The sequence below is a fragment of the Williamsia sp. z34 genome, assembly GCF_059553395.1.
This window is the reverse complement of the sequence record NZ_JCANWW010000007.1, coordinates 181512-207167: the sequence shown is the minus strand read 5'-3', so window position 1 is coordinate 207167 and position 25656 is coordinate 181512. Positions and strand designations below refer to the sequence as shown.

Here is a 25656-nt window from a genome sequence, read left to right as displayed (position 1 = left end):
GCCTCGTCTCGCGCTGTCGAGCCTAATCGCTGCCGTTTCAGCGAGGCCGTCGGGTACCGAACTCGTCGGTCGAGACCAGTTCCTCGCCGCCGACCGCGTCGATCATCTCGGAGTCGGCGTCGTCCCAATCGGTCTCGGTGACCCAATCGTCGACATCCCAGCCGTCGATCGCCGGAGCGACCTCGTCCAGGGCATCGGCGTCCCGATCGAGGATCGGGATCGCGGCCGGCTCGTGATACTCGATTTCGAGCTCCGCCGGGGCCGCCTCCGCGACCTCGTCGGAGTCGTCGTACTCGTCGAAGTCCTCGGGGGCGTAATCGTCGTAGATGAGGTTCATGGCCCGCGCGCGAGTTCGTCGGGTCGACGGCAGGGCGCTGTGGATCAGTGCCATCACCGAGCCGACGACGGCGATCCAGCCGAATGCGAACACACCCACCACCGGCAGGTTCACGGCGACCTCGCCGAGCACACCGAGTCGTCCACCGGACACCGCAGCGGCGGCCACGATCGCCAGCGACGTCAGACCTGCGGCCACCACGACCGTGCGGATGTTGCGCAGCAGTGACATATCCACGCACAGACGCGCGATCACCAGGGACACCCCGGCGACGCCGCCCAGCAGGATCAGACCCCACGGGCCGCCACCGCCGTCGGGAAGCACCGCCAGGATCGGCAGCGGCGGCACCTGTCCGCCGACCGAACCGAAGAGGTCCGCGGTCGCGCCGCCGACCTGTACGGGGGCACCGACCAATACGGCCGCCGCGCCGATCACCACGTTGGGCAGATAGAGCAGTGAGAGCAAGAACAGTCCGAGCGTGCCGGCCACACCGTTGCCCGACGACAGCAACTCACCGGCAACCGACCAGTTGATGATGAGCCGGAACGCGACGACCAGCGCGCCGAGCGTGAACAGCCCGGTCACCGCGATCAGGCCGCAGCGCAGTCCTTTGAGAACCCAATCGGCCACGCCGGTCCGCACCACGATCGTCGGCCACCATTTGTAGGCGACACCGCCGGCGGCGCCCAGCGCCTGGACCGCGAACGTGCAGACGAAGGCCAACAGCGCATTCGGGCTCTGCAAGGTCATCACCGTCGACGCGTCCATCACCACGGCCAGCGACAGCACGGTGGCGAGCAGGGGCCCGCCCACGGCGGCCAGGACCACCGCGGCGACCTCCGAATGCGGACGGTCGATGTCGGTGGCCCGGGCCGTGGAGCGTCCCACCGCGAACATCATCAACAGGGTGGGAGCCAGGGGCATCACTCCGACGGTCACATCGCCCACGGTCATGGGCACCTGATGAATGGCGAACCACATCGAGGCCACCGTCGCGGGCAGGCTCCCGAGACCGTCTCCCACGGTCAGCAGGGTGACCTTCGCAACCAGGATCAGTAGTCCGAGCGTGGCCGCTGTGGTCCCGAAGGCGAGCTGGACCAGCGCCCGGGTCGAATCCGCGGCACCGACCTCGGCGGCACGGCGTGAGCGGCGTATCTCGCGCAGACGCGCGGCGAGGTTTTCCGCTGTAGAACTGACCACTGGCCCAGGGTGTCATTTGTAGCGCACACCGATGGGCAGGCGCGCCGACGAATGCAATTTTACGAATTGATGAATTGCCACACCATTGTTCAAAACACACCGGACAGTTGCGACGTCTGCCGCCGCAACTGTCCGGTGTGTAGTTCGGTACGGGAATTGTTCCCGTACCGGCATTCAGCTGATTTCTAGCGTTCCGGCGACTTGAACTGTGTCGTCTGATCGCCGGTCTGGCTCGGGCGGTCCTCGGCGCTCGAGGCGCCCGGCGCCTGGTACGAGGTCGCGCCCGGATGTGCACCCGGTGCCGGAGCACTCGGCTGCGCCGACGGAGGTGTGCTCGGCTGCGGTGCGGTCGACGGGTTGGCGGACGGAACCGCCGTCGTTGCATCGGAACTGCCGGGCTTGCTCGTGCCCGCCGATTCCGAGCCGGTGGCGCTCTGGCCGTAACCGGCCTGCGCGTACGGGTTGCTCTGCGCGGCCTGGTGGCTACCGGAGCTCGACGCGCTCTGGCCCGATGACGCCTGGCCGTAGCCCGTTCCGTAGCCGGACGACTGTCCGTACGCGCTGCTCTGTCCGTAGCTCGGTGTCGACTCGGTCGAGGCCTGCCGCGAGCCGGACGAGGTGGACGCGGTGGACGCTGCCGAGTCGGCGGACGCGGTCTTGATGATGCCGGCCTCGACGAGCATCCATGCCACCGCGACGGCAGCCTGAATGATGCCGAAGACGATCACCAGGATGAATCCGAGACCGGCGTCGCCTTCACCCTTGGTGAAGAACTGGAACAGGATCAGCAGGCCACCGATCACCGACATCGCGGCGACCACACCGCTGAACTTCGTTTCCTGCCGGAGCAGCAGCGTCGACAGTGCGATCAGGCCGGCCGCACCGAGGATCGTCAGCGCGGTGGCCTCCCACTGGAACATGTGGTTGTTCTCGAGGCCCTCCATGTCGATCACCGGAGCGAAGCCGAGGAAGAAGTTGATCAGGCCGAGCGCGCCGAGTGCGTAAACCAGGTAGTTCCTGATCGCGGCGGGCAGGCCCTGCCGGGCCGCGGGCTGTGAATAACCCTGCTGGCCGTAGCCGTAGGCCTGCTGGCCGTAACCCTGTTGCCCGGCGGGCTGCTGTCCGTAACCCTGCGGCGGCTGCTGGCCGTAACCCTGCTGACCGCCCGACTGCTGTCCATAACCCTGCGGCGGCTGCTGGCCGTAACCCTGCTGACCGCCCGACTGCTGTCCGTATCCCTGGGCCGGCTGCTGGCCGTAACCCTGACCGTATTGCTGCGCTCCGGCTTCGGGTTGTCCCGCGCCGGGGTACTGGGAGCCTTGGTACGGCTGCTGCGAGCCGTAGCCGGACCCCCCGGGTTGATAGCTCATTTTCCACTCCTGCGTTTGAGGACTTGGTGTCGCGACCCACGCTAGTACATGCGTCTGGGCCGACGGCGGCCGATTTGGTCGGGTTGTCCTGCTTACAACCTACGGTCAGCGCCTGAACAGGCCGAACTCGCTGATCGTGGCCACCGATGAACTTCCGAGGCCGACGTATTTGCCGCTTTCATCAGCATATTTGATACCGACAATCATTGGTGGGACTCGCCGATTCCCACCGATAGGCTCGGCGACGGAATTACCGCAACGAATATTCCCGAACCACAAAGCCGATGCGAATACTTTCGGCGAACCCGTCAGATATCGAGAATCTCCCGCGCCTGCAGTCGCATCTGGACCTTGCGAACCTTGCCGGTCACGGTCATCGGGAACTCGTCGACCAGGTGCACGTATTTCGGGATCTTGTGTCGGGCGATCTTGCCGTCCGCAAACGCTTTGAGATCGTCCACCGTGAAAGCCTCTGCACCGTCGCGCAATTGAATCCACGCCATCAGTTCCTCGCCGTATTTCTCATCCGGTACGCCGATGACCTGGGCATCGAGGATGTCCGGGTGTGTGTAGAGGAACTCTTCGATCTCCCGCGGGTAGATGTTCTCTCCCCCGCGGATCACCATGTCCTTGATCCGGCCGGTGATCTGGACGTAACCGTGTTCGTCCATGACCGCCAGATCGCCGGTGTGCATCCAGCCGTCGGCGTCGAGTACCTCGGCGGTCTTGTCTGGCTGATTCCAGTACCCGATCATGACGCTGTAACCGCGGGTACAGAACTCACCGGTCTCACCGCGCGGGACGATGTCACCGGTCGCCGGGTCGACGATCTTGATCTCCAGATGTGGTCCGACGCGCCCCACTGTGCCGACCCGGCGCTCGAAGGTGTCGTCGGTGCGGGTCTGCGTCGAGACGGGCGCGGTCTCGGTCATTCCGTAGCAGATCGACACCTCCGCCATGTGCATCCGGTCGATGACCTGACGCATGACCTCCGCCGGACACGGAGACCCGGCCATGATGCCGGTTCGCAGTGAACTGAGGTCATAGCTCTCGAAATCGGCCAGCGCCAATTCGGCGATGAACATCGTCGGCACACCGTACAGACTCGTACACTTCTCCGCCGCAACGGCTTTCAGCGACAACGCGGGGTCGAAACCGGGCGCCGGGATGACGATGGTTGCACCATGGGTCGTGGCCGCAAGGTTGCCCATCACCATGCCGAAGCAGTGGTAGAACGGCACCGGGATGCAGATCCGGTCCGCATCGCTGTAACCGCACAACTCACCGACCAGATAGCCGTTGTTGAGGATGTTGCGGTGGGAAAGCGTGGCACCCTTCGGGTTTCCGGTGGTTCCCGAGGTGTACTGGATGTTGATCGCGTCGTCCTGACCCAGCGACCCGGCGATGTCGTCCAGGGCGGTGAGCTCGGATTCGGTTGGTGTGGAACACAATTCGTCCCATGCCGGACTGTCGAGCAACACCACCGATTGCAAGGCATCGCAGGTTTCGAGGGCGGTGTCCAGCATGCCCGCGTAGTCGGCGCCGCGGAATTCACGGGCGGCGATGACCGTGCGCGCACCGGATTGGGTCAGCGCGAACTCGATCTCGGTCTGCCGGTAGGCGGGATTGAGGTTCACCAGGATGACGCCGAGTTCGGCTGCGGCGTATTGGGTCAGCACCCACTCGGCGCAGTTCGGAGCCCACAAACCGAGGCGATCGCCGGGCCCCAGACCACTGCGCGACAGACCGGCGGCAAGGGCACGAACCTGCTGCCGCAACTGCGCATACGTCCACCGACGACCGGTCGGCACGTCGATCAGGGCGTCGCGGTCGGCGAATCGCTCCGCGGTATCACGAAGCGATTCGCCGATGGTCAGGTTCAGCAGTGGTGGTTCTTCTTCACCTTTGGCGTATGACAGCGGCGCACTTTCGGCGCCCCTTGCCGACGAGCGGTCAGACATCGTTGTCTCCTCACTGGTCACACCCGGTCAATCCGTGGCTGGATCAACCCTCCTCATGATGGCCTCGGCCTGTCCGAGAAGTGGCGAATCGATCATCTGGCCACCGACCCGGAAGACACCGCCGGGATTGTCGGCTGCGGCCGCGAGGACTTCGCGCGCCCACTTGACCTCGTCATCGGTGGGACGATAGGCCGCCCGCACGATCTCGACCTGGGACGGATGGATACAGGCGGTGGCCTCGTAACCCTGATTCACCGCGTCGAGGGCCTCGAGTCGCAAACCCTCGGTGTCGGCGATCTCGATATGGACCGCGTCGACGGCGAAACGCCCGTGACTGGCACAGGCCAGCCGGACCATGCCGCGAACCTGACGGGCCACATCGCGGTACCGGCCGGTGTTCGCTTCACCGGCGGTGAACCGGCTCGACCGCCCACCCATCGCGGCGATCAGATCTTCGGCGCCCCACATCAATCCGATGCAGTTGGGTGCCGCGGCGATCTGATCGGCCTGGATCGCCCCCAGCGGGGTCTCCACCAGCGCCACCACCTGGTAACCGATCTGCAGCAACTGGTCCGCGCTCTCGGCCTTCGCCAGCATCACCACGCGGTAGTCGGTCTGCGCCAGCGCCTTGAGATCCTTGAGATGATCGCCCGTGCCCGCCGGATTGATCCGGACCATGGTGAGGTTCGGGTCGATCGGGTTGTTGATCAGCGCCTCGCGCGCATCGTCGCGGGCTTCGGGACGGACCGCGTCCTCGAGATCGATGATCACCGCGTCGGCACGTTCGGCAGCCTTGGCGTATCGCTCCGGCCGATCGGCCGGGACGAACAAAATCGCCGGCCCCGGTGGACTCCAGTTCGTCACCGATTTCCCTCCTGTGCGTCTATCTCAATGGTCACGGGTTCTTCCGAACCAATGTCGATCGCTGTGCCACAGCAACTATGTCACCATGCTGATTCTTTCCTATATGACGCAGTGACACCACGCCTTCGCCGGGCCTGGATTTGCTTTCCCTTTTGCCGGTGCACACCGTCTCGGCGTACAGCGTGTCGCCGCCGAAGAGCGGCTTCGGGAAGGCGATCTCCGAAAAACCGAGGTTGGCCACCAGGGTTCCCTGGGTCAGCTGACTCACGGACAGACCGACGATGGTCGAGAGCGTGAACATCGAATTGATCAGGCGCTGACCACCGAATCCCGGCTGCTCGGCGGCGAACGCCGCATCGAGATGCAGGGCTTGGGTGTTCATCGTCAATGTCGTGAACAGCACGTTGTCGGCCTCGGTGACCGTACGGCCCGGACGGTGTTCGTACACGGTGTCGATCTCGAACTCTTCGAAGTACAGACCGCGCTGTGTGACGCGCTTCGGTTCGGTTTCCGGTGTGGTGCTCATGCGAACCCCAGCTCACGTGCGATCAGCATCAACTGGACCTCGGTGGTGCCCTCACCGATCTCGAGGATCTTCGAGTCGCGGTAGTGGCGGGCCACCGGGTACTCGTTCATGAAGCCGTAGCCCCCGTGGATCTGCGTTGCCATCCGGGCGTTGTCCATCGCCGCCTCACTGGACACGAGTTTGGCGATCGCGGCTTCTTTCTTGAAAGGCTTGCCCGCCAGCATCTTCGACGCTGCGTGGTAGTAGGCGGTGCGGGCGGTGTGGGCCCGCGCCTCCATCCGCGCAATCGAGAACGACACCGACTGGTAGTCGCCGATGGGCCGGCCGAAGGACTGCCGTTCCTTGGCGTACTTCACGCTCTCGTCCACGCATCCCTGAGCGACACCGGTCGCCAGTGCGGCGATGGCGATCCGGCCCTCGTCGAGGATCGACAGGAAGTTGGCGTATCCGCGGCCGCGTTCGCCGAGCAGGTTCTCTTCCGGGACCCGGGCGTCGTCGAAACTCAGCGGATGGGTGTCGGAGGCATTCCAGCCGACCTTGTTGTAGGCCGGTTCGGCGGTGAATCCCGGTGTGCCACTGGGCACGATGATGGTCGAGATCTCCTTGCGGGGACGGCCGTCGGCGCCGGGTGAACGCGTACCGGTCACAGCGGTGACCGTGACCAGCGAGGTGATGTCGGTGCCGGAGTTGGTGATGAACTGCTTGGAGCCGTTGATCACCCACTGACCGCCGTCCTGCTTGGCGGTGGTGGCCGTGGCCCCGGCGTCCGAGCCGGCACCGGGTTCGGTCAGACCGAATCCGGCCAGCCTCTTGCCGGCGGTCAGGTCGGGCAGCCAGGTCTGCTTCTGCTCTTCGTTGCCGAACCGGTAGATCGGCATCGCACCCAGGCCGACGCCTGCCTCGAGGGTGATGGCAACGGACTGATCGACCTTGCCGAGTTCTTCCAGGGCCAACGCGAGGGCGAAGTAGTCGCCGCCCATGCCGCCGTATTCCTCGGGGAACGGCAGACCGAACAGGCCCATCTCCCCCATCTGCCGGACCACGTCGTACGGAAAGCTGTGCTCGGCATCATGTTTGGCCGATACCGGCGCAACCACCTGCTGCGCGAAGTCGGCAACGGTTTTGCGGAGTTCGTCGTATTCGGTCGTCAAGTCGTCGGTGACGGTCATGCGGGTGTTCCTTCCGGGTTGTCTGTCACTGCGCGTTCGGCCACTATCGCAAGCGATTGGCCGGCGGCGACCTTGTCGCCGACCTTCACCGAGACAGTGAGATCACCGCCGCGTGGTGCAGTCAGGGTGTGTTCCATCTTCATCGCTTCGACCACCAGCACCGGGGCACCGGCCTCGACCGCTTCGCCGCCGGGATTGAGCACCGCCACAACGGTTCCCGGCATCGGGCTGGTGATCTCACTGAGTGCTTCGTCGGTGTCCGACGACTTCAGGATGTGCGCGGTGGCAACCTCCCAGATGCCGCCGGGACCACTGATCCAGTAACTCTGGTGGTTCTCGTGACCCAGTTCGGCGTCCGGATCCGATTCGGCGATGAGCCAGCGCGCACCGTCTCCGTCCACGGTCAGGCGCTCGCCGAACAGTGCCGCCGACGCGCTCCAGTCACCGACCTCCACGCGGGCATCGGTTTCGGGGCCGGTCACCGCCACGGTGAGTTTCTCGTCACCGACCTGCAGACGGGTGCGCGTGGGTGCGGCGCCGCCGATCCGCCAGCCGACCTCGGAGGTCCACGGCGTGCCCGCATGCCGCGCGCGTCGGGTCCGGTGCAGACCGACCAGTGCCAGCGCCTCGGAGGGGACGGCCGGCGGCGTGTAGTCGACGATGAGGCGATCGAGCAGTTCGGTGTCGAGGTCACCGTCGCGGACCCGCGGCTCATCGAGCACAGACCGACAGAAGTCGATGTTGGTGCGCACCCCGAGCACATGGGTGTCGGCCAGTGCGGCCCGCAGCCGTTCGATGGCATCCGCCCGGTCATCGCCGTGGACAATGACTTTGGCGAGCATCGGATCGTAGTCGCTGCCGACCACTCCACCGGTGACGATGCCGGAGTCGACCCGGATCCCGGGGCCGCTCGGCTCGTCGACCAAGAGCAGTTCACCACCGGTCGGCAGGAATCCGGCCGCCGGATCCTCGGCGTAGACGCGGGCCTCGATGGCGTGACCGGTCATGGTCACATCGTCCTGACCGAAGTCCAGTTTCTCACCGGCGGCCACCCGCAGTTGCCACTCGACCAGATCGATGCCGGTGACCAGTTCGGTGACCGGATGTTCGACCTGCAGGCGGGTGTTCATCTCCATGAAGAAGAACTCGTCGGGGCGATGCGCCGAGACGATGAACTCCACTGTTCCGGCACCGGTGTACCCGACCGATCGAGCCGCGTCGCAGGCGGACGCGCCGATCCGGGCGCGGGTGGTGGGGTCGAGCAGTGCCGACGGGGCCTCTTCGATGACCTTCTGATGCCGCCGCTGCAACGAACATTCACGTTCACCGAGATGCACGACGTTGCCATGGGTATCGGCGAGGACCTGAACCTCGATGTGGCGTGGGGTGTCGACGAACCGCTCCAGGAACAGGGTGTCGTCGCCGAACGCGGCTCCGGCCTCACGGCGGGCGGTGTTCAACGCAGCCGGCAGTGCGGCCGGATCCTCGACCCGATGCATCCCCTTGCCACCGCCGCCCGCGCTCGGCTTGATCAGCACGGGGAATCCGATATCGGCTGCCGCAGCAATCAATTCGTCGTCGGTCAGCCCCGGTCGAGAGATGCCCGGGACCACCGGGACGTCGCGCTCGGATACCGCCGCACGCGCCGCGATCTTGTCACCCATGACCTCGATGGCCCGGGTCGGCGGGCCGAGGAACAGGATCGAGGCCTCCTGCAGGGCGCGGGCGAAAGCCGCGTTCTCCGAGAGGAATCCGTAACCGGGGTGCACCGCGTCGGCACCGACCCGCTTGGCCGCGCCGATCACCTTGTCGATGTCCAGGTAGCTCGCGGTCGCCGCCGCCGGGCCGATGTGGACCGCCTCGTCGGCGAGCCGAACATGCAGTGAATCGGCGTCGGCATCGGAATATACTGCAACGCTGCGGATTCCGTGGGCCTTGAGGGTGCGGATGACCCGGCAGGCTATCTCGCCGCGGTTGGCGATGAGAACTTTTTTGACTGTCTTGGTTGCCATGGTGGTGCCTCTCACATCCGGAAGACGCCGTAGGACACCGGCGCCAACGGCGCGCGGTGTGCGGAAGCCAACGCCAGCCCGAGTACGGTGCGGGTGTCGGCCGGGTCGATGACGCCGTCGTCCCACAACCGGGCGGTCGAGTAGTAGGCGTCGGACTGCTTTTCGAACTGTTCCCGGATCGGGGCCTTGAACGCCTCTTCGTCCGCCGGATCCCATTGCTCGCCGCCGCGTTCGATCTGGTTGCGGCGCACAGTTCCGAGCGTGTCGGCAGCCTGAGGCCCACCCATCACCGAGATCCGGGCATTGGGCCACATCCACAGGAAGCGAGGCGAATACGCCCGGCCACACATCGAGTAATTGCCGGCACCGAACGAGCCGCCGATGATCACGGTGAACTTGGGAACCCGGGCACAGGCCACCGCGGTGACCATCTTGGCACCGTTCTTGGCGATACCGCCCTGCTCGTACTCACGTCCGACCATGAAGCCGGTGATGTTCTGCAGGAACACCAGCGGGATCTTGCGCTTGTCGCACAGTTCGATGAAATGCGCTCCCTTGAGTGCACTTTCGCTGAACAGCACGCCGTTGTTGGCGATGATGCCGACCGGATGGCCGTGAATGTGGGCGAACGCGGTCACCAGCGTGGTGCCGTACCCCGACTTGAACTCGTTGTATTCACCACCGTCGACGACGGTCTCGATCACGGCACGCACGTCGTAGGGCGTGCGGGCGTCGGTCGGAACGATGTCGTAGAGGTCGCTCTGTGCGGCTTTGGGTTCCCGCACCGGCTGCACATCCCACTGCGGCGCCTCCTGGGGACCGAGCGTTGCCACGATGCGACGCACCCGCTCGAGCGCGTCTTCGTCGTTGTCGGCGAGATGGTCGGTCACGCCCGAGACCGTCGAGTGCATGAGTCCGCCGCCGAGGTCTTCGGCGCTGACGTCCTCGCCGGTCGCGGCCTTCACCAGCGGCGGACCGGCCAGGAAGATGGTGCCCTGGTCACGCACGATGACCGTCTCGTCACTCATCGCCGGCACGTATGCGCCACCGGCGGTCGAGGATCCCAGGACCGCCGAGATCTGGGCGATACCGGCGGCACTCATGTTGGCCTGGTTGTAGAAGATGCGACCGAAGTGGTCGCGATCGGGGAACACCTCGTCCTGCTCCAGCAGCATCGCGCCGCCTGAGTCCACCAGGTAGATGCAGGGCAGCCGGTTCGCGGCGGCGATCTCCTGAGCGCGCAGGTGCTTCTTGACCGTCACCGGGTAGTACGTGCCGCCCGAGACGGTGGCGTCGTTGGCGATGATCAGGCATTCCCGCCCGGCCACCCGGCCGATCCCGGCGATGACCCCGGAGGCCGGAGCCTTGCCGCCGTACATGCCTTCGGCGGCCAACGGCGCGATCTCGAGGAAGGGACTGCCGGCGTCGAGCAAGGTGTCGATGCGGTCGCGGGGCAGCAACTTGCCCCGGGACAGGTGACGCTCGCGGGCCTTGTCACCGCCGCCACGCGCGACGCGATCGAGCCGTTCGCGCAGTTCGGTCACGTTCTTTTCGTGCGCCTGCCGCCACTGGCCTGCGACTGCGGTTGTGGACACCTGCGCCCACCTTTCAGTTAGGAGCGATTAACTGAATTGGACGTTACGCGCTTCCGGGTCCAATTGTCACGTGTTTCGCCGCGGCGATGTCGCGGTTGCCCGCGTCGATCCCGCCCTCGAGCGTGCCAATCCAACCGCCGAACGTGCCAAACCAACCGTCGAGCGGGCCAAAACCGACAGTTGAACCTCTCCGGCCGACGACCCCACCACCGAGATCGGTCCCGCACCTCCACCGGAGCCGGAAACTTTGGCACGGTCAACGGCGGTTTCGGCACGCTCGACGGTTGGTTCGGCACGGTCGACGGATGTGGGCGCGGTCACAGGTTGCAGTACGATCGGCTTACCGCACTGCATGTCCTCGTCCCACCACCCCCGGGGCGATCACAACGAAATAGAGAGCCGGGTAAACAGCCATGACCCTCGTCCAGCACGACCGCAGCGACGCTGCAGGTATCGAATCGTTTTCACTTGATGACCGGTACACCCGGGAGTCCGGGACCGTCTATCTCACCGGTATCCAAGCCCTGGTGCGCATGGTCCGAGACCGCGCCCGGCTCGACCGCCGCCAGAACCTTCACACCTCCTCGTTCATCTCCGGATACGAGGGTTCGCCGCTGGCCGGATACGACCTCGAGATCGCCCGCCGCGCGCAGTACCTCGACCCGTACGACATCGTCCACCGCCCCGGCCTGAACGAAGAACTCGCCGCAACCTCGGTGATGGGTTCGCAGTTGGCAGCCCAGGTCGGCACACTGGCCACCGGCACAGACGGCATCACGCGGGACGGTGTCGTGGGCTATTGGTACGGCAAGGCACCGGGTCTGGACCGCGCTACCGACGCACTGCGTCACGCCAACATCATCGGCACCCACACCACCGGCGGAGCCGTGGCCCTGGTCGGCGACGATCCCGGCGCCAAGAGCTCCACCGTCCCGTGCGCCTCCGAGATGGCGCTGGCCGACCTCTACATGCCGATCCTCTACCCCGCCGACTCCCAGGACATCCTCGATCTCGGTGTCCACGCCGCCATCATGTCGCGGGTCTCCGGACTGTGGACGTCGTTCAAGATCTCCGCACATGTGGCCGACGGTGCCTCCACGGCCGACGTCCATCCCGATCGCATCCTGCCCATCTACGGCGACCTCGGCACCAGCCTCCACCTACCGAGCGGAAAACTGTTGGGCGCCAACCTGATGGAGCTCGAGCAGAATCAGCTGACGGTCCGGCTGCCACGCGCCGTCGAATACGCGCGCATCAACCGACTCAACCGAATCGTGCAACGCAGCCCCGACGACCGGATCGGCATCGTCGCCGCCGGCAAGACATACATGGACGTCCGGGAGGCGTTGCGGCTCATCGGTATCACCGACGCCGACCTCTCACGACTCGGCATCCGAATCCTGAAGATGGGCATGGTCTATCCGTTCGAGCGCGAGATCATGGACGAGTTCATCTCCGGACTCGATGAGGTGATCGTCGTCGAGGAGAAGCGTGACTTCATCGAGACGATGATGCGCGACATCCTGTTCCGCCGCCCCGACGTCCCCGCGATCGTCGGCAAGACGCACGAAGACGGGTCGACCCTGTTCTCCCGGTTCGGTGAACTCGACATCGATGCGGTCACCCGTGGCCTCGCCGGCCGGCTCGCCCGCAACCATCGGATCCCCCAAGCACAGAACTGGCTCGACACCACCGGCCGCAGCCGGGGACGCATCGAGCTCCCGCTGGCGGTCCGTACCCCCTACTTCTGCTCCGGATGCCCCCACAACAGCTCCACCAAGGTGGCCGATGACACCCTTGTCGGTGCCGGAATAGGCTGCCACGCAATGGTTCTGCTGATGGATCCGGACCAGGTCGGAGACGTCGCCGGCGTCACCCAGATGGGTGGTGAAGGCGCGCAGTGGCTCGGTATGGCCCCGTTTGTCAGCCAGCAACACTTCGTGCAGAACATCGGCGACGGCACGTTCATGCACTCGGGGTCGCTCGCCCTGCGATCGGCGGTCGCCTCCGGCGCGAACATCACCTACAAACTGCTGTTCAACGGCACGGTGGCGATGACCGGCGGCCAGGATCCGGTCGGTCAGATGACGCTGCCGCAGATCGTGAATCTGCTGCAGGCCGAACGGGTCAGCCGAATCGTCGTCACCTCCGATGATCCGATCCGAACCCGCGCACTGCGGCTGCCCGCCGGGGTCGAGGTACGGCCGCGCGAGGAAATGATGGCCATCCAGCAAGAGTTGGCGGCCACCGCCGGAGTCACCGTCCTCGTCCACGATCAGGCCTGCGCCGCGGAGAAGCGCCGTAAGCGCAAGCGCGGCAAGGCCCCCACCCCGACCCAGCGCGTGATGATCAACGAACGCATCTGTGAGGGTTGCGGTGACTGCGGCGAGAAGTCGAACTGCCTGTCGGTACATCCGGTCGACACCGAGTTCGGCCGCAAAACGCGGATCGATCAGAGTTCGTGCAACTTCGACTTCTCCTGCCTGAAGGGTGACTGCCCGTCCTTTGTCACGGTGACACCGTCCGGCAAGGAGAAGGTCCGCAACACCGTCGCCGACATCGGTTTTGACGCACTGCCCGAGCCCTTTTCGTCCACATCCATCGACAACGGATTCACGTTGCGCGTCACCGGAATCGGCGGTACCGGTGTCGTGACGGTCTCCCAGGTGATCGCCACCGCCGCCGTCCTCGACGGTCATGTCGCCCGGACAGTCGACATGACCGGCCTGGCACAAAAGGGCGGTGCGGTGGTCAGCGACGTCAAGGTCAGCGCCGGCGTGGTCGAGCAGGCCGCCAAGGTCGCCACCGGCGACTGCGACATGTACCTGTCCTGTGACGGTCTGGTGGGGGTCGATCCCGCAAACCTCAAGGTCGCCTCCCCCGACAAGACCACCGCCGTGGTGTCGACCACCAAGGTCCCCACCGGAGCCATGGTCATCGACACCTCGGTCTCCTATCCCGACCACGCCGCGATCGCGGACTCCATCAGCCACTCGGTGGCGCGCGCGATCTACCTCGACCCCGGAGCGTTGACACTCGATCTGTTCGGCGACGAGCAGTACGCGAACATGTTGATGGTCGGCGCCGCCTATCAATCCGGCGCGATGCCGATCTCCGCCGCCTCGATCGAACGTGCGGTGCAACTCAATGGGGTTGCGGTGGAACGCAATGTGCAGGCGTTCCGGCGCGGACGTCAAGTTGTGGCCGACCGGGACGCGGTCACCGCGGCCATCTCCGCCACGCATCCGGTCCCGTCCCCGTGGCAGCCGAGTGAGGACGCGGTGCGGTTGACCGCGCAGTTGACCGGCGTGCGACCCGCGGTGCGGCAGACCGTCCAACATCGCGTCGACGAACTCGTCGCATACCAAAGCCTCGCCTACGCAGCCGAGTACGTCTCGTTCGTCACCCACGTCGCGGAGCGCAGCGGTATCGACGACCTGACCGACGCGGTGGCACATAACCTCTTCAAGCTCATGGCGTACAAGGATGAATACGAGGTCGCCCGACTGACCCGTGATGCGGCGTTCGCCGCCGAGGTCGCCGACCAGTTCGGCGACGACGCCGAGGTCGCGGTCCGACTACATCCCCCGACCCTGCGGTCGATGGGTATGAAGAAGAAGATCGCCCTCGGCCGCCGGGCGGCACCGGCGCTCGCGGCGCTGGCCAAGGCAAAACGGCTGCGCGGCACCCGGTTCGACACATTCGGCCGGGCCACCGTCCGCACCACCGAGCGGGCGTTGATCGGGGAATACCGGGCGATGATCGACCGGGCACTGACCGGACTGGCCGACGGGACCATCACCCCGGACCACCGGCATGAGGTCGTCGCGCTCGCCGCGTTGCCGGACATGATCCGCGGCTACGAGAGCATCAAGCTGGCCAACGTCGACCGCTACCGGGAGGCCGTCGCCGATCGGACCGCCACCCTCGGCATCTGATCCGCGTCCCCGGCTCCCGAATTCGCGCCGCTTACTCACGAACGCGCCGGTTGCAACCGGCGCACACGCAGGCAAGTGGCGCGAATTTCGGGAGGGCCAGGAGCTCGTCAGGGGCGGGCGGCGGTCAGCGCCGCCCGGGCCATCTGCGCCAACAGCCTCTGCTGGCGGGCGATCTCGAGTTCGGGTAACCGCGGGGACGAGTTGATCAGGCCGAAGGCGGCGTGCACGCGAGTTCGGCCCTCCTGCCGTGGGATCGACGGGTCGACCCGCACGAGAACGTCGGTCCACAGTTCGACGTACTGGCGCTGCAACCGCCGGACCTCACGGCTGGCCTCCGGCGTCAGGGACGACAGGTCGCGGTCCTGCACGCGGATCAATTCCGGTTCGGTGGTCGCGAAGTCGACGTGGAACTCGATCAGCCGATCCAACGCATCGGCGTCATCGGTGGATTCGTCCACCACCGCCTGCCCGCCGGCATGCAGGCGTTGCGAGATGGTGATCAGCATTTCCGCCAGGACGGCGTCCTTCCCGGAGAAATGCCGGTACATCGCCGGACCACTGACACCGACCGCGGCGCCGATGTCCTCCAGTCGCACACCGGCAAAACCCCGTTCGGCCATCAGCCGGGCAGCCGCAGCGAGCAGTTCACGCCGGCGTGCGGCCTTCGCCAGTCCACGACGGGTCACCGGTGCCGGCGACGGGGAGCCCTCCGTCGCAGATGTCCCCTCGGTTGCAAAAGTCATGGTCTGTCGAGACTACCGAGGTACACCCCTGCCACTGCAACGAATCGGTCTGTTCCACAGACTTCACATGACTGGTACGGGGTCCGGTGAGCCTGCACCCCGACACCTCACCAGGCGTAGATGACCCGGCTGCGCAGCACCATGTCCTGAATCGACCGACGACGTCGGTCGACGGCCACCCAGGCCAATCCGATCGGAAAGAACGCGCAGAACGCCGCCCGCAGCAATGCGCGGGCCGGACCGAGTCGACTTCCGTTGCGACTGACCACTTCCAGCCCCATCGCCACCGAGCCGACGGTCCGCCCCGACACCGTCCAGCAGCCGGTCAGATAGATCAGCACCACCGAATACGACGCGATACCCGAGGCCACGATGTTGGGGTTCGGCGCGCTGAACGATCCGGTGGTCAGCAGCAGGTCCAGCAGCACGATGAAGAGATACATCATCCCCAGGATCACGACGACGACCAGGACGTCGATCGCGGATGCGGTGCCGCGGCTGACGATCCCCGCCGTTCGGGTGTCCAGTGCGTCCTTGCTGGTGTGATGCGGCGGGTGCGTCGCATCTGTCATGACTGACCGGCCGGCGACTCAGGCGACCCGCGGCGGTGCACATCGACGACGACTTCGGTGACCGCGGTGGTCGGCGGCGGCGCGAGCGCACCGTTGACCACACGCCCACCGTTATGAGGAGTCGGCTTGCGGCCCAGCAGTTTTCCGAAGACTCCCGCCACGACGTCGTCGGCACGCGCGCCCTGGACCCGCACGTCGTCCAGTACACCGTTGGTCAGGGTGGTGGTCGAATCCCGGACGATCGCCTCCAGGTCGACGCCGTCGATGACCTCGTTGGCCAGTCCGATCAGGTCGACGCGGGCGAGTATGGCGTCGATGTCGATCCGCGCCGCGATCAGGTCGATGTCGACGCCGTCCACCGCGCGATTGAGATCCACCGTCTCGATCACCGCGTCGATGTCGACGCGGCCCAGGATCGCGTCGATGTCGATGCGGGCGGCGATGCCGTCCAGATCGATCTCCGTGGCGATCTTGTCGAGATCGACATGATCGAGAACGAGTTCGGTCAGATCGACCTCGTCGACGAGTGCGGTGATCACCTCACGGATGAGAACTTTCAGAGCGGATCGGGTCAGCGCGATCGTGCCGTCGAGGACCTGTTCGCCCAAGGCGGTGGCCGAGACGGCTCCGCGCTCGAGCAACGGCCCGGCGACCGGGAGACGGACTGCCACACCGTAGAGTCCGCGGACTCCACGCACGACATTCGACGCTGTCGACGCACCAGTGACCATTGGCCTACCGCTCTCTTCGCCGCTGTGAAAGCCGGTGCCTTGCCCCCCTACCGCTCATAAAACGATACTCGACCTCGGTGTTCTGGCGACAGCATCGGACGAGCCGCGACTACGGCGCGCCTTTGAGGACGAGCAGGGTCGCAGCCGAGTCCTCCACGGCAACAAGCTTGTGCGTCACGCCCGCGGCCACCCGGACCGCCGTACCCGGTGAGAGTTGCACGCGCTCACCGGCCACCGAGAAGTCGATCAGGCCATGCTGACCGATCACCAGGATCTCCATCGTCGATCGGTGATCGTCGATCACCTGACCGGCCCGCAACGACAGGTGTACGACGTTCGCCCCGGCGAGCTTGGCCACGACGTCGATCTTCGGCCGGTCGGTACCGGAGTCGACCACCTCGTCGAGACCGGTGAGCACCGTGAATTCCACTGGCTGCCCTGGGTTTTCTGCCGGGACATCGGTCATGGATCAGCCTTCCGCGCGGGGTGTGGTAGAGCAGTTATTCGACACTACGTGTCCGACCCCACCCGGGGCGAGCACCAACCGCAAACGGCGATGGCGCCGACCGGGGAAACCCGGGTCGACGCCATCGCCGTCTAGAGCGCGGTGCGCTACTTACAGATTCTTGTACAGCTCGCGAGCCAGAGCAGCGGTCTCGGACGGCGTCTTGCCGACCTTGACGCCGGCCGCCTCGAGTGCATCCTTCTTGGCCTGCGCGGTGCCCGAGCTGCCCGAGACGATGGCGCCGGCGTGGCCCATGGTCTTGCCCTCGGGAGCGGTGAAGCCGGCAACGTAGCCGACAACCGGCTTCGTGACGTTGGCCTTGATGTAATCGGCCGCACGCTCTTCGGCGTCGCCACCGATCTCACCGATCATGACGATGATCTTGGTGTCGGGGTCCGCCTCGAACGCCGCGATGGCGTCGATGTGGGTGGTCCCGATGACCGGGTCGCCGCCGATGCCGATGGCGGTCGAGAAGCCGATCTCACGCAGCTCGAACATCATCTGGTAGGTCAGCGTGCCCGACTTCGACACGAGGCCGATCGGGCCCGAGCCGGCGATGTTGGCCGGGGTGATGCCGACCAGCGACTCACCCGGGGTGATGATGCCGGGGCAGTTGGGTCCGATGATCCGGGTCTTGTTGCCCTTGGACACGTTGTAGGCCCACGCGTATGCGCTGTCCTGCACCGGGATGCCCTCGGTGATGACCACGAGCAGACCGATCTCGGCGTCGATGGCCTCGATGATCGCGTCCTTTGCGAACTTCGGCGGCACGAACGCGATCGACACGTCGGCGCCGGTCTTCTCGATGGCCTCGGCAACGGTGCCGAACACGGGCAGCTCCACGCCGCCGTCATGGCTGACGGTGGTGCCGGCCTTGCGGGCGTTGACGCCACCGACGACCTGGGTGCCCGCCTTGAGCATCAGAGCGGTGTGCTTGGTTCCCTCGCCACCGGTGATGCCCTGGACGATGACCTTGGAATCTTTGTTCAGAAAAATCGACATTGGTCTACTGCTCCTACTTGCTCGCCAGTTCGGCGGCCTTGTCGGCAGCCTCATCCATGGTTGCGACGACCGTCACCAGCGGGTGGTTGGCCTCGGCGAGGATGCGACGACCCTCTTCGACGTTGTTTCCGTCCAGGCGAACGACGAGCGGCTTGTTGGCCTCGTCGCCCAGGGTCTTCAGTGCGCCGACGATGCCGTTGGCAACTGCGTCACACGCGGTGATGCCGCCGAAGACGTTGACGAACACGCTCTTGACCTGCGGGTCGTTCAGGATGACGTCCAGGCCGGCAGCCATGACCTCAGCCGAGGCGCCGCCGCCGATGTCCAGGAAGTTGGCCGGCTTGACGTTGTTGTGCTTCTCGCCCGCGTAGGCGACCACGTCGAGGGTCGACATGACCAGACCGGCACCGTTACCGATGATTCCGACCTCACCGTCGAGCTTGACGTAGTTGAGGTCGTTTTCCTTGGCCTTGAGTTCGAGCGGGTCGGTGGCGTCTTTGTCTTCGAACGCCTCGTGACCGGGCTGACGGAACGCAGCGTTCTCGTCGAGGGTGACCTTGCCGTCGAGGGCGAGGATCTCATCGGTCGGTGTACGCACGAGGGGGTTGACCTCGACCAGGAGTGCGTCTTCGTTGATGAAGACCTCCCAGAGCTTCTGGATCGTGACGGCCGCGGCATCGAGCACCTCGGCGGGCAGCTTGCCGGCTTCGGCGATCTCGCGAGCAAACGCGAGGTCGACACCCTTGACGGCGTCGACGGGGATCTTGGCCAGTGCGTCGGGGTTCTCTTCGGCGGTGACCTCGATCTCGACGCCACCCTCGACCGAGCACATGGCCAGGTAGGTGCGATTGGTGCGGTCCAGCAGGAAGGAGATGTAGTACTCCTCGGCGATGTCACTCGCCTCTGCGACCAGCAGTTTCTTGACAACATGGCCCTTGATGTCGAGGCCAAGGATGGCCTCTGCATTCGCAACGGCGGCGTCGACGTCGGCGGAGTACTTCACGCCGCCCGCTTTTCCGCGGCCGCCGACCTTCACCTGCGCCTTGACCATCACGGGCTTGCCGATTTCTTCGGCAATTTCACGTGCGCCGGCAACCGTGTCGGTAACACGTCCTGCCGAGGTCGGCACCTCGTGCTTGGCGAAGAGTTCCTTCGCCTGGTATTCGAAGAGATCCATTCAGCTCACCATCTCGTAGGTTTGTCCGCAGTTGGTGCCCGCGGACCATCGATGACTGTAACTCCGCGGCAAACGCCGCCGGCCACTGCTACCGCCGCTTGTGCCTCAGATCACGTACTGATTGTTCACTCTGCAAATAGTTGAGGGATTCGTCCGCGACCAGCAGGGAGGCATATCGACAAAGCGTACGCAATTACGTGATCCAGGTCACAATCGGGCCCCCAAATCGGCGAGCGGTTGCGGCGATCGCAATCGTTTCGTTACCGTCGCTAGGTCAGAAGGTCACGGATTTGTCTCAGTAAACTTTCCGTGCAGTGCGGTGGAACTACCTCGGACTGGTTCTGTACAAGCTAGGAAGGCTCAATCAGTTGGACGCTCGTGAAATGAACACCGGAAACGGCGCAGGTAGGCGCGCCTCGGCCGGAACTCTAGACGAGCAACGCCCTGATGCTTTACGCGACGACGAGATCACCAACATCATCCCGGTCGACGACTTCGGTCTCGTGCAGTACGCAGACGGACCCCTGAGCCAGTGGCGTAACGATTCGACCGCAGCACCCCGTGCGAGCCGTCAGTCCACCGGAACCCGCCGTTTCGACCGCGACGCCTACGACCAGCCCCGCCAGGCCGAGGTGACGCAAGACATCGTTGTCGCCGACATCGAGTTCGACGAGATCGTCCACGAACATCCCTTCGAGGTTCGTGGCGCCGAATTCGACGACTTCGCCCCGTTGGGCGATGCTCCCGAGTGGTCTCCACAGAAGCAGCGTTCCCCGGTTCGCTCCGGTGGTAAACATCGCGTCGCCGCACCGCCGCAGGCACTGAAGGGGCGCGCCGCGCTCCTGGCAGTCGCCGCCGGTGCCGCAATGGCAGCAGCAACCGGATCGTTCGCCCAGCAATCCGACGAGGCCGCACCCACCACGACCGCGAAGGCCGCCACACCGACTCCGGCGGCTTTGGTCAGCACCGGCAGCGCCCCAGCGGCCGCGGTGGCCACCGCACCGGTACCGGTCAACATGGACACCTTTACGGCCCAGCTGGCCACCGGCCAGGCGATTGCCGACGAGAGGATCGCCGCGGAGATCGCAGCGCGTCGTCCGACGATCGTCTCCCCGATCGATCTCGGCGCCTACGACTTCACCTCCGCGTACGCCAGCCGGTGGGGAACTTTCCACGGCGGCATCGACATGGCCGCGCCCCTGGGCACGGCCATCCACGCTGTCACCGACGGCGTTGTGATCGCGGCCGGCCCGGCAGCCGGATACGGCAACTGGGTTCAGATCCAGGCGCCCGACGGCACCGTCACGATGTACGGCCACATGTCCGCCAGCGGCGTGCACGTGCAAAAAGGTCAGACCGTGATGGCAGGCGACATCATCGCCGAGGTCGGCAACGAGGGCTTCTCCACCGGACCCCACCTCCACTTCGAGGTCTGGAAGAACGGCAACACCAAGATCGACCCGACGCCGTGGCTCGCAGCGCACGGCGTGCAGCTCTCCGGCTACGCCAGCTGACCCGAACCCTTTGCCCGCGCAGGCTTTCAGGCCTGCGCAATCACTGCAACACCGGTAGACAACAGGAAAGCCTGCATCGATTCGATGCAGGCTTTACCTGTCGGGTGGTGCGGAGCCGGTCGGCTCAGAGCTTTTCCACGGGCAATCCGCCGAGCGACATCAGTGTGATCTGGCCGGCGCTGCCGAAGTCGAACTTGACCCTTTCGGTGGGACCGGAGCCTTCCTTGGCGACCACCTTGCCCATGCCGTACTTGGCATGGGTGACCCGGTCCCCCACCTCGACGTGGACCTGCTTGTTGCGCCCGCGGGTGGGTGAGCCGAACGATTCGCGGCGCCGCGAACCGGACTCGCCCGATCCACCGAAACGCCCGTCGCCGAAACCGCGGCCGTTGTCGCCGTAGTCACGGGTGCCATCACTGAGCCCACGCCCCATGCCGCGCTTCGGTTCGGTTCGCCGCCAGTCGATGAGATGCTGCGGAATCTCTTGCAGGAAGCGAGATTCCGGATTCTGCATGGGCGTGCCCCAGGCCGAGCGAACCATCGCCCGGCTCAGGTAGAGGCGCTTGCGGGCACGGGTGATGCCCACGTAGGCCAGTCGGCGTTCCTCCGACAGCTCGGCCGGATCACCCAGGGCCCGCATATGCGGGAACTGCCCGTCCTCCCAGCCGGTCACGAAGACCACCGGGAACTCGAGCCCCTTGGCGGTGTGCAGGGTCATCAACGTGACCACACCGTCTTCGTCGTCGGGTACCTGGTCGGCATCTGCCACCAACGCGACCCGCTCCAAAAATGCTGCCAGAGAACCCGGTTCGGGCTCGCCCGGATCCGGTTCGAGATCCGGATCGGTCGGCTCGGCAGGCAGGACGCCGTCAGCGGCCTCACCGATCTGGGTTTCGGGCACCCGGGCCGCGGCGACCTCTGCAGCTTCGGCACTGAACTCCCTTGCCACCGAGATCAATTCGTTGATGTTGTCGAGGCGGGCACCGTCTTGCGGATCCGACGAACCTTCGAGTTCATAGCGGTAGCCCGTCCGCTCGACGATCGCATCCACCAGTTCGCCGATGTCACCGGCCTCGCTGCCGGCATCCATCTCGGCGATGTCCGCGGCGTCGGATCCGGCCTCGCCGAAGTTCGACAGGAAATCTTTGCGCAGACCCTCGATGAGTTCGACGAACGACGAGATCTGTTTGACCGCGCGGGTTCCGAGCAACGGGACCTTGCCCTCGGAACCGTCGATCAACGCCTGGTAGAAGCTGACCCCGGTGTTCTCCGAGTGCACCGCGACGCAGGCCTCGGCACGATCACCGATCCCCCGTCGCGGGGTGTTCAAGATGCGGCGCAAACTCACCGTGTCGTCCGGGTTGGCCACCGTCCGCAGGTACGCGACGATGTCGCGGACCTCTTTGCGCTCGTAGAAGCGAACCCCACCGACCACCTTGTACGGGATGCCCAGCCGGATGAACACCTCTTCCAGCGCACGTGAGGCGGTGTTGGTGCGGTAGAAGGCGGCGATCTGGGAGTAGTTGAACTCCCCGGAATCGGTGAGCGCGTCGATCTCGCGGGCGATGAACTGGGCCTCGTCGTGCTCGTTGTCGGCGACGTAGCCGACGATGAGTTCACCGTCGCCGGAGTCTGTCCACAGCTTCTTCTCGCGGCGACCGACGTTGCGGGAGATGACGGCGTTGGCCGCTGACAGGATCGTCTGGGTGGAACGGTAATTCTGTTCCAGGAGAATCGTTTCGGTGTTCGGGAAGTCGCGTTCGAACTCCTCGATGTTGCGGATCGTCGCACCCCGGAAGGCGTAGATCGACTGGTCGGCATCACCGACCACGCACAACTCGGCCGGCGTCACGTTGCCGATGGCCCCGGTACCGACCAGTTCGCGGACGAGAATGTACTGCGCGTGGTTGGTGTCCTGGTATTCGTCGACCAGGACGTGCCGGAACCGGCGCCGGTAATACTCGGCAACCTCCGGGAATGCCTGCAGCAAACCGACGGTCTCACCGATCAGGTCGTCGAAGTCGAATGCGTTCGCCGAGCGCAGTCGCTGCTGATACTGCCGATAGATCTGGGCGATCGTCTTCGCGGCGGGTTCGCTGCCCTGTTCCGCTGCGGCCATCGCCTCATCGGGGTCGACGAGTTCGTTCTTGAAGTTGGAGATCGAGATGCCGACCCCACGCGGGCTGAACTTCTTGGGGTCCAGGTCCAGATCCCGCACGATCATGCCCAGCAGCCGCCGCGAGTCGTCCGCGTCGTAGATGGAGAAGTTCGAGTTCATCCCGCTCAGCAGAGACGCCTGGGCCCGCAGGATGCGGACACACGTCGAGTGGAACGTACTGACCCACATGCGTTGCCCACGCGGACCGACCAGGTCGACAACCCGCTCCCGCATCTCGGCCGCTGCCTTGTTGGTGAAGGTGATCGCCAGGATCTGACCTGGACTGACGTCACGTTCGGCGAGCAGATAGGCGATCCGCCGGGTGAGCACGGCGGTCTTGCCCGACCCGGCCCCGGCCACGATCAGCAGTGGCGAACCGGCATGCAGGACCGCGGCCCGCTGCTGGGTGTTGAGCCCCTCGAGCAATTCTTGGGCACGCCGCGATTCGGCGCGGGCGTCCTCGTGCAGGTTTCCAGTGGCCATGCCCGGCAGCGACGGGTGGGGAGCAGCGCTTTTCATCGTGTCCCAAAAGTACCCGCTCGCACCGACAGCTCACGACTCCGCCGGGTCCGCCGTGGGTTCGGTAACATCATCGCCACTCGAGCTCGGGCCACGATTGGTACGCATGTGCCACGTGGGCCATTCGGTGGGCGATGCGGCGGTGTGGGACCCGCACCACGGCTGCCGGGACTGCAGCCGGACAAACGATCGGGTGGGGGGCACCACGTTGAACAGCACTGCAATTCCCAAGGTCGCGCTGGGCATCGCCGTGGTGGCACTGATCGCGGTCGTCGTGGCGATGTTCATCCCGCGCGCCACCGGCGGGACCGGTGTGGCGCCCCCGTCGATTCTGGCCGAGAAGCAGCTCGAGGCGATCGCGGTGGAGTTCGCGAACCGGCCCGGCGCCACGTACTCGGGCACGGTCACCTCCGGCACCGACAAGATCAACCTCGTCGATGTCGAGGTGACCGCGGGTGGTGACGTCCGCGGCACGATCAAGGTCGGGGGCGAAACGGCCGACATCATCGGCGTGAACGGTCAGACGTACGCACAGGGTTCGGCGGACTTCTGGAAGAGCCATCTGGAGAAGCCGAAGATGAACTATGCGGCGGTCGCCGCCGATTGGGCGGCCCTCGACCCGGCGACATTCCCCGACCTCGGCTCACTCCTGGCACCGCCCGCACTCGGCCTGGCCCTGACCGCCGACGATGCATCGCTGGACATGACCGCCAAGGGACGGGCCACCGGTGTGGTCGGGACACCCGATGAGCGCTTCACACCCGGGACACTCCCCGACGTCGTCCTCGACGAGGACGGCACCATCACCGCAGGCGGCGCCCTGCGCACCACGACCGTCACCGACACCATCGACCTGTCGACCGTCGCCGGTCCGCTGGAACAGCCCCGCGGCTCGGTCGTCGAGGTCGACCTGTCGGTCGAACCCCTCGGCACCGACGAGGTCGGCGGGATCTACGAGGCAATCGAGGAGCAGGCCGCGACACTCACCCACATCCCGGCGCCCTATCTGAACCCGAACCTCGACGCCAGCGGCTTCCGCCTCGCGGTGTACCCGGCGCCGTGCACCCCGCCGGTCTGTGAGTACATCGTCACCTATGTCGCAACGACCCCCGGCGCCACTGCTCCGGGATCCATCACCATCGTCGGCGACATGACTCTCAGACTCAACGACCGGCCGGTGGGCGGTACCTGCACCCGTACGGTCGTCATCCCGCTCAACGGCCGGGGTGAGACGCGGTGCCCGTTCCAGGTCGGAGCCGGTGAGGACGGCACCCTCCAGGGTGACGTGGCCTATGTCTTCACCACCTACCTCGATCAGGACGCCTCCGTCCTGACCCGCGCGCTCACCGCCAACAAACGGGTCTCCACCGCCGAGCCGTCCGGCATCTGGAGCCGAGACGGATTCAAGGGCACGCCGCAGAGCCGCGACTACAACCAGCAGATCACCGGCATCAACTCCACATTCACCTACGTCGTCGGCGGGCAGGCCTTCGACGGCCGGGCACCGGACGGCACGCTGCTCACGACGTTCGGTCCGGACTACTCCGGCAACATCGGCAGCGACGGCGCATTGAGCAGCAGCTGGGCAGGTACCGAGGCGATGATCGTCGCCGCAAAGGCCCAGACCGCCGCCGCGGAGCGCACCCCGGTCCGGTGGGTGTTCGCCGAATCCGACGCCGCCGACGCCACGATGCGAACACTCGACGAAGCCGGGATCAGCGACATCGAGGTCGTCACCGTGCCGGCGGTCTGATCTCGCCGGC

Annotated in this window: 18 protein-coding genes; 3 read left to right on the top strand and 15 right to left on the bottom strand. The window is 65.6% G+C overall.

Annotation, left to right across the window (positions count from 1 at the left end; genetic code table 11):
- Positions 1 to 37: 37 nt before the first annotated feature.
- From AC51GT_RS18660 to AC51GT_RS18625, 8 genes are all read right to left on the bottom strand, one after another.
- Positions 38 to 1537 carry a cell division protein PerM gene (locus AC51GT_RS18660; protein WP_496329750.1) on the bottom strand — a complete coding sequence of 500 codons (1500 nt, stop codon included), beginning with the start codon at positions 1535 to 1537 and terminating at the stop codon, positions 38 to 40.
- Between the two features lie 185 nt (positions 1538 to 1722).
- Positions 1723 to 2907, bottom strand: a complete 1185-nt coding sequence (locus tag AC51GT_RS18655; protein WP_496329749.1) for a DUF5336 domain-containing protein — start codon at positions 2905 to 2907, stop codon at positions 1723 to 1725.
- A 308-nt stretch (positions 2908 to 3215) separates the two neighbouring features.
- Entirely contained in the window at positions 3216 to 4868 is a 1653-nt protein-coding gene (locus AC51GT_RS18650) for an AMP-binding protein (RefSeq protein WP_496329748.1), read from the bottom strand.
- 27 nt (positions 4869 to 4895) lie between these two features.
- Positions 4896 to 5732: an HpcH/HpaI aldolase/citrate lyase family protein gene (locus AC51GT_RS18645; RefSeq protein WP_496326577.1), complete on the bottom strand. Its 837-nt coding sequence runs from the start codon at positions 5730 to 5732 to the stop codon at positions 4896 to 4898.
- Positions 5733 to 5763: 31 nt separating this feature from the next.
- The gene (locus AC51GT_RS18640; protein ID WP_496329747.1) at positions 5764 to 6258 is read right to left on the bottom strand and encodes a MaoC family dehydratase; all 495 of its coding nucleotides are present in this window, start codon (positions 6256 to 6258) and stop codon (positions 5764 to 5766) included.
- Entirely contained in the window at positions 6255 to 7427 is a 1173-nt protein-coding gene (locus tag AC51GT_RS18635) for an acyl-CoA dehydrogenase family protein (RefSeq protein WP_496326575.1), read from the bottom strand. The genes AC51GT_RS18640 and AC51GT_RS18635 overlap by 4 nt, the downstream gene beginning before the upstream one ends.
- The gene (locus AC51GT_RS18630; RefSeq protein ID WP_496329746.1) at positions 7424 to 9439 is read right to left on the bottom strand and encodes an acetyl/propionyl/methylcrotonyl-CoA carboxylase subunit alpha; all 2016 of its coding nucleotides are present in this window, start codon (positions 9437 to 9439) and stop codon (positions 7424 to 7426) included. The genes AC51GT_RS18635 and AC51GT_RS18630 overlap by 4 nt, the downstream gene beginning before the upstream one ends.
- 11 nt (positions 9440 to 9450) lie before the next feature.
- Positions 9451 to 11034 carry a carboxyl transferase domain-containing protein gene (locus AC51GT_RS18625; protein ID WP_496326573.1) on the bottom strand — a complete coding sequence of 528 codons (1584 nt, stop codon included), beginning with the start codon at positions 11032 to 11034 and terminating at the stop codon, positions 9451 to 9453.
- Between the two features lie 413 nt (positions 11035 to 11447).
- Here AC51GT_RS18625 and AC51GT_RS18620 point away from each other — a divergent pair, with 413 nt between their 5' ends.
- The gene (locus AC51GT_RS18620) at positions 11448 to 14972 is read left to right on the top strand and encodes an indolepyruvate ferredoxin oxidoreductase family protein (protein ID WP_496329745.1); all 3525 of its coding nucleotides are present in this window, start codon (positions 11448 to 11450) and stop codon (positions 14970 to 14972) included.
- Positions 14973 to 15079: 107 nt separating this feature from the next.
- On the opposite strand, the gene AC51GT_RS18615 is transcribed toward AC51GT_RS18620, so the two are convergent.
- The 6 genes from AC51GT_RS18615 to sucC all read right to left on the bottom strand — a co-directional run bounded on the left by AC51GT_RS18615 (position 15080) and on the right by sucC (position 19702).
- A complete protein-coding gene (locus AC51GT_RS18615) occupies positions 15080 to 15715 on the bottom strand; it encodes an SACE_7040 family transcriptional regulator (protein WP_496326571.1) in 636 nt (211 codons plus the stop codon).
- A gap of 107 nt (positions 15716 to 15822) precedes the next feature.
- On the bottom strand, positions 15823 to 16287 hold the full coding sequence (locus AC51GT_RS18610; RefSeq protein ID WP_496326570.1) for an RDD family protein: 465 nt from the start codon (positions 16285 to 16287) through the stop codon (positions 15823 to 15825).
- A complete protein-coding gene (locus AC51GT_RS18605; protein WP_496329744.1) occupies positions 16284 to 16958 on the bottom strand; it encodes a hypothetical protein in 675 nt (224 codons plus the stop codon). The genes AC51GT_RS18610 and AC51GT_RS18605 overlap by 4 nt, the downstream gene beginning before the upstream one ends.
- 169 nt (positions 16959 to 17127) lie before the next feature.
- Entirely contained in the window at positions 17128 to 17484 is a 357-nt protein-coding gene (locus AC51GT_RS18600; protein WP_496326568.1) for a cupin domain-containing protein, read from the bottom strand.
- A gap of 150 nt (positions 17485 to 17634) precedes the next feature.
- Entirely contained in the window at positions 17635 to 18525 is an 891-nt protein-coding gene (sucD, locus tag AC51GT_RS18595) for a succinate--CoA ligase subunit alpha (RefSeq protein WP_496329743.1), read from the bottom strand.
- 13 nt (positions 18526 to 18538) lie between these two features.
- On the bottom strand, positions 18539 to 19702 hold the full coding sequence (gene sucC / locus AC51GT_RS18590) for an ADP-forming succinate--CoA ligase subunit beta (protein WP_496326566.1): 1164 nt from the start codon (positions 19700 to 19702) through the stop codon (positions 18539 to 18541).
- A 383-nt stretch (positions 19703 to 20085) separates the two neighbouring features.
- Here sucC and AC51GT_RS18585 point away from each other — a divergent pair, with 383 nt between their 5' ends.
- On the top strand, positions 20086 to 21216 hold the full coding sequence (locus AC51GT_RS18585; protein WP_496326565.1) for a M23 family metallopeptidase: 1131 nt from the start codon (positions 20086 to 20088) through the stop codon (positions 21214 to 21216).
- Between the two features lie 124 nt (positions 21217 to 21340).
- Here AC51GT_RS18585 and AC51GT_RS18580 read toward each other — a convergent pair whose 3' ends face one another.
- Positions 21341 to 23857, bottom strand: a complete 2517-nt coding sequence (locus AC51GT_RS18580; protein WP_496329742.1) for a UvrD-helicase domain-containing protein — start codon at positions 23855 to 23857, stop codon at positions 21341 to 21343.
- A gap of 244 nt (positions 23858 to 24101) precedes the next feature.
- On the opposite strand from AC51GT_RS18580, the gene AC51GT_RS18575 reads away from it, so the two are divergent.
- Positions 24102 to 25646, top strand: coding sequence for a hypothetical protein (locus AC51GT_RS18575; protein WP_496329741.1), 1545 nt, complete (start codon positions 24102 to 24104; stop codon positions 25644 to 25646).
- The last annotated feature ends 10 nt before the right edge of the window (positions 25647 to 25656 follow it).

Excerpts from the sequence above, each read along its gene's own strand:
- AC51GT_RS18610 (WP_496326570.1), bottom strand. The coding sequence starts at position 16,287 with ATGACAGATGCGACGCACCCGCCGCATCACACCAGCAAGGACGCACTG.
- AC51GT_RS18655 (WP_496329749.1), bottom strand. The coding sequence starts at position 2,907 with ATGAGCTATCAACCCGGGGGGTCCGGCTACGGCTCGCAGCAGCCGTAC.
- AC51GT_RS18620 (WP_496329745.1), top strand. The coding sequence starts at position 11,448 with ATGACCCTCGTCCAGCACGACCGCAGCGACGCTGCAGGTATCGAATCG.
- sucC (WP_496326566.1), bottom strand. The coding sequence starts at position 19,702 with ATGGATCTCTTCGAATACCAGGCGAAGGAACTCTTCGCCAAGCACGAG.
- AC51GT_RS18640 (WP_496329747.1), bottom strand. The coding sequence starts at position 6,258 with ATGAGCACCACACCGGAAACCGAACCGAAGCGCGTCACACAGCGCGGT.
- AC51GT_RS18650 (WP_496329748.1), bottom strand. The coding sequence starts at position 4,868 with ATGTCTGACCGCTCGTCGGCAAGGGGCGCCGAAAGTGCGCCGCTGTCA.
- sucD (WP_496329743.1), bottom strand. The coding sequence starts at position 18,525 with ATGTCGATTTTTCTGAACAAAGATTCCAAGGTCATCGTCCAGGGCATC.
- AC51GT_RS18585 (WP_496326565.1), top strand. The coding sequence starts at position 20,086 with ATGAACACCGGAAACGGCGCAGGTAGGCGCGCCTCGGCCGGAACTCTA.
- AC51GT_RS18630 (WP_496329746.1), bottom strand. The coding sequence starts at position 9,439 with ATGGCAACCAAGACAGTCAAAAAAGTTCTCATCGCCAACCGCGGCGAG.
- AC51GT_RS18615 (WP_496326571.1), bottom strand. The coding sequence starts at position 15,715 with ATGACTTTTGCAACCGAGGGGACATCTGCGACGGAGGGCTCCCCGTCG.
- AC51GT_RS18600 (WP_496326568.1), bottom strand. The coding sequence starts at position 17,484 with ATGACCGATGTCCCGGCAGAAAACCCAGGGCAGCCAGTGGAATTCACG.
- AC51GT_RS18635 (WP_496326575.1), bottom strand. The coding sequence starts at position 7,427 with ATGACCGTCACCGACGACTTGACGACCGAATACGACGAACTCCGCAAA.
- AC51GT_RS18580 (WP_496329742.1), bottom strand. The coding sequence starts at position 23,857 with ATGGCCACTGGAAACCTGCACGAGGACGCCCGCGCCGAATCGCGGCGT.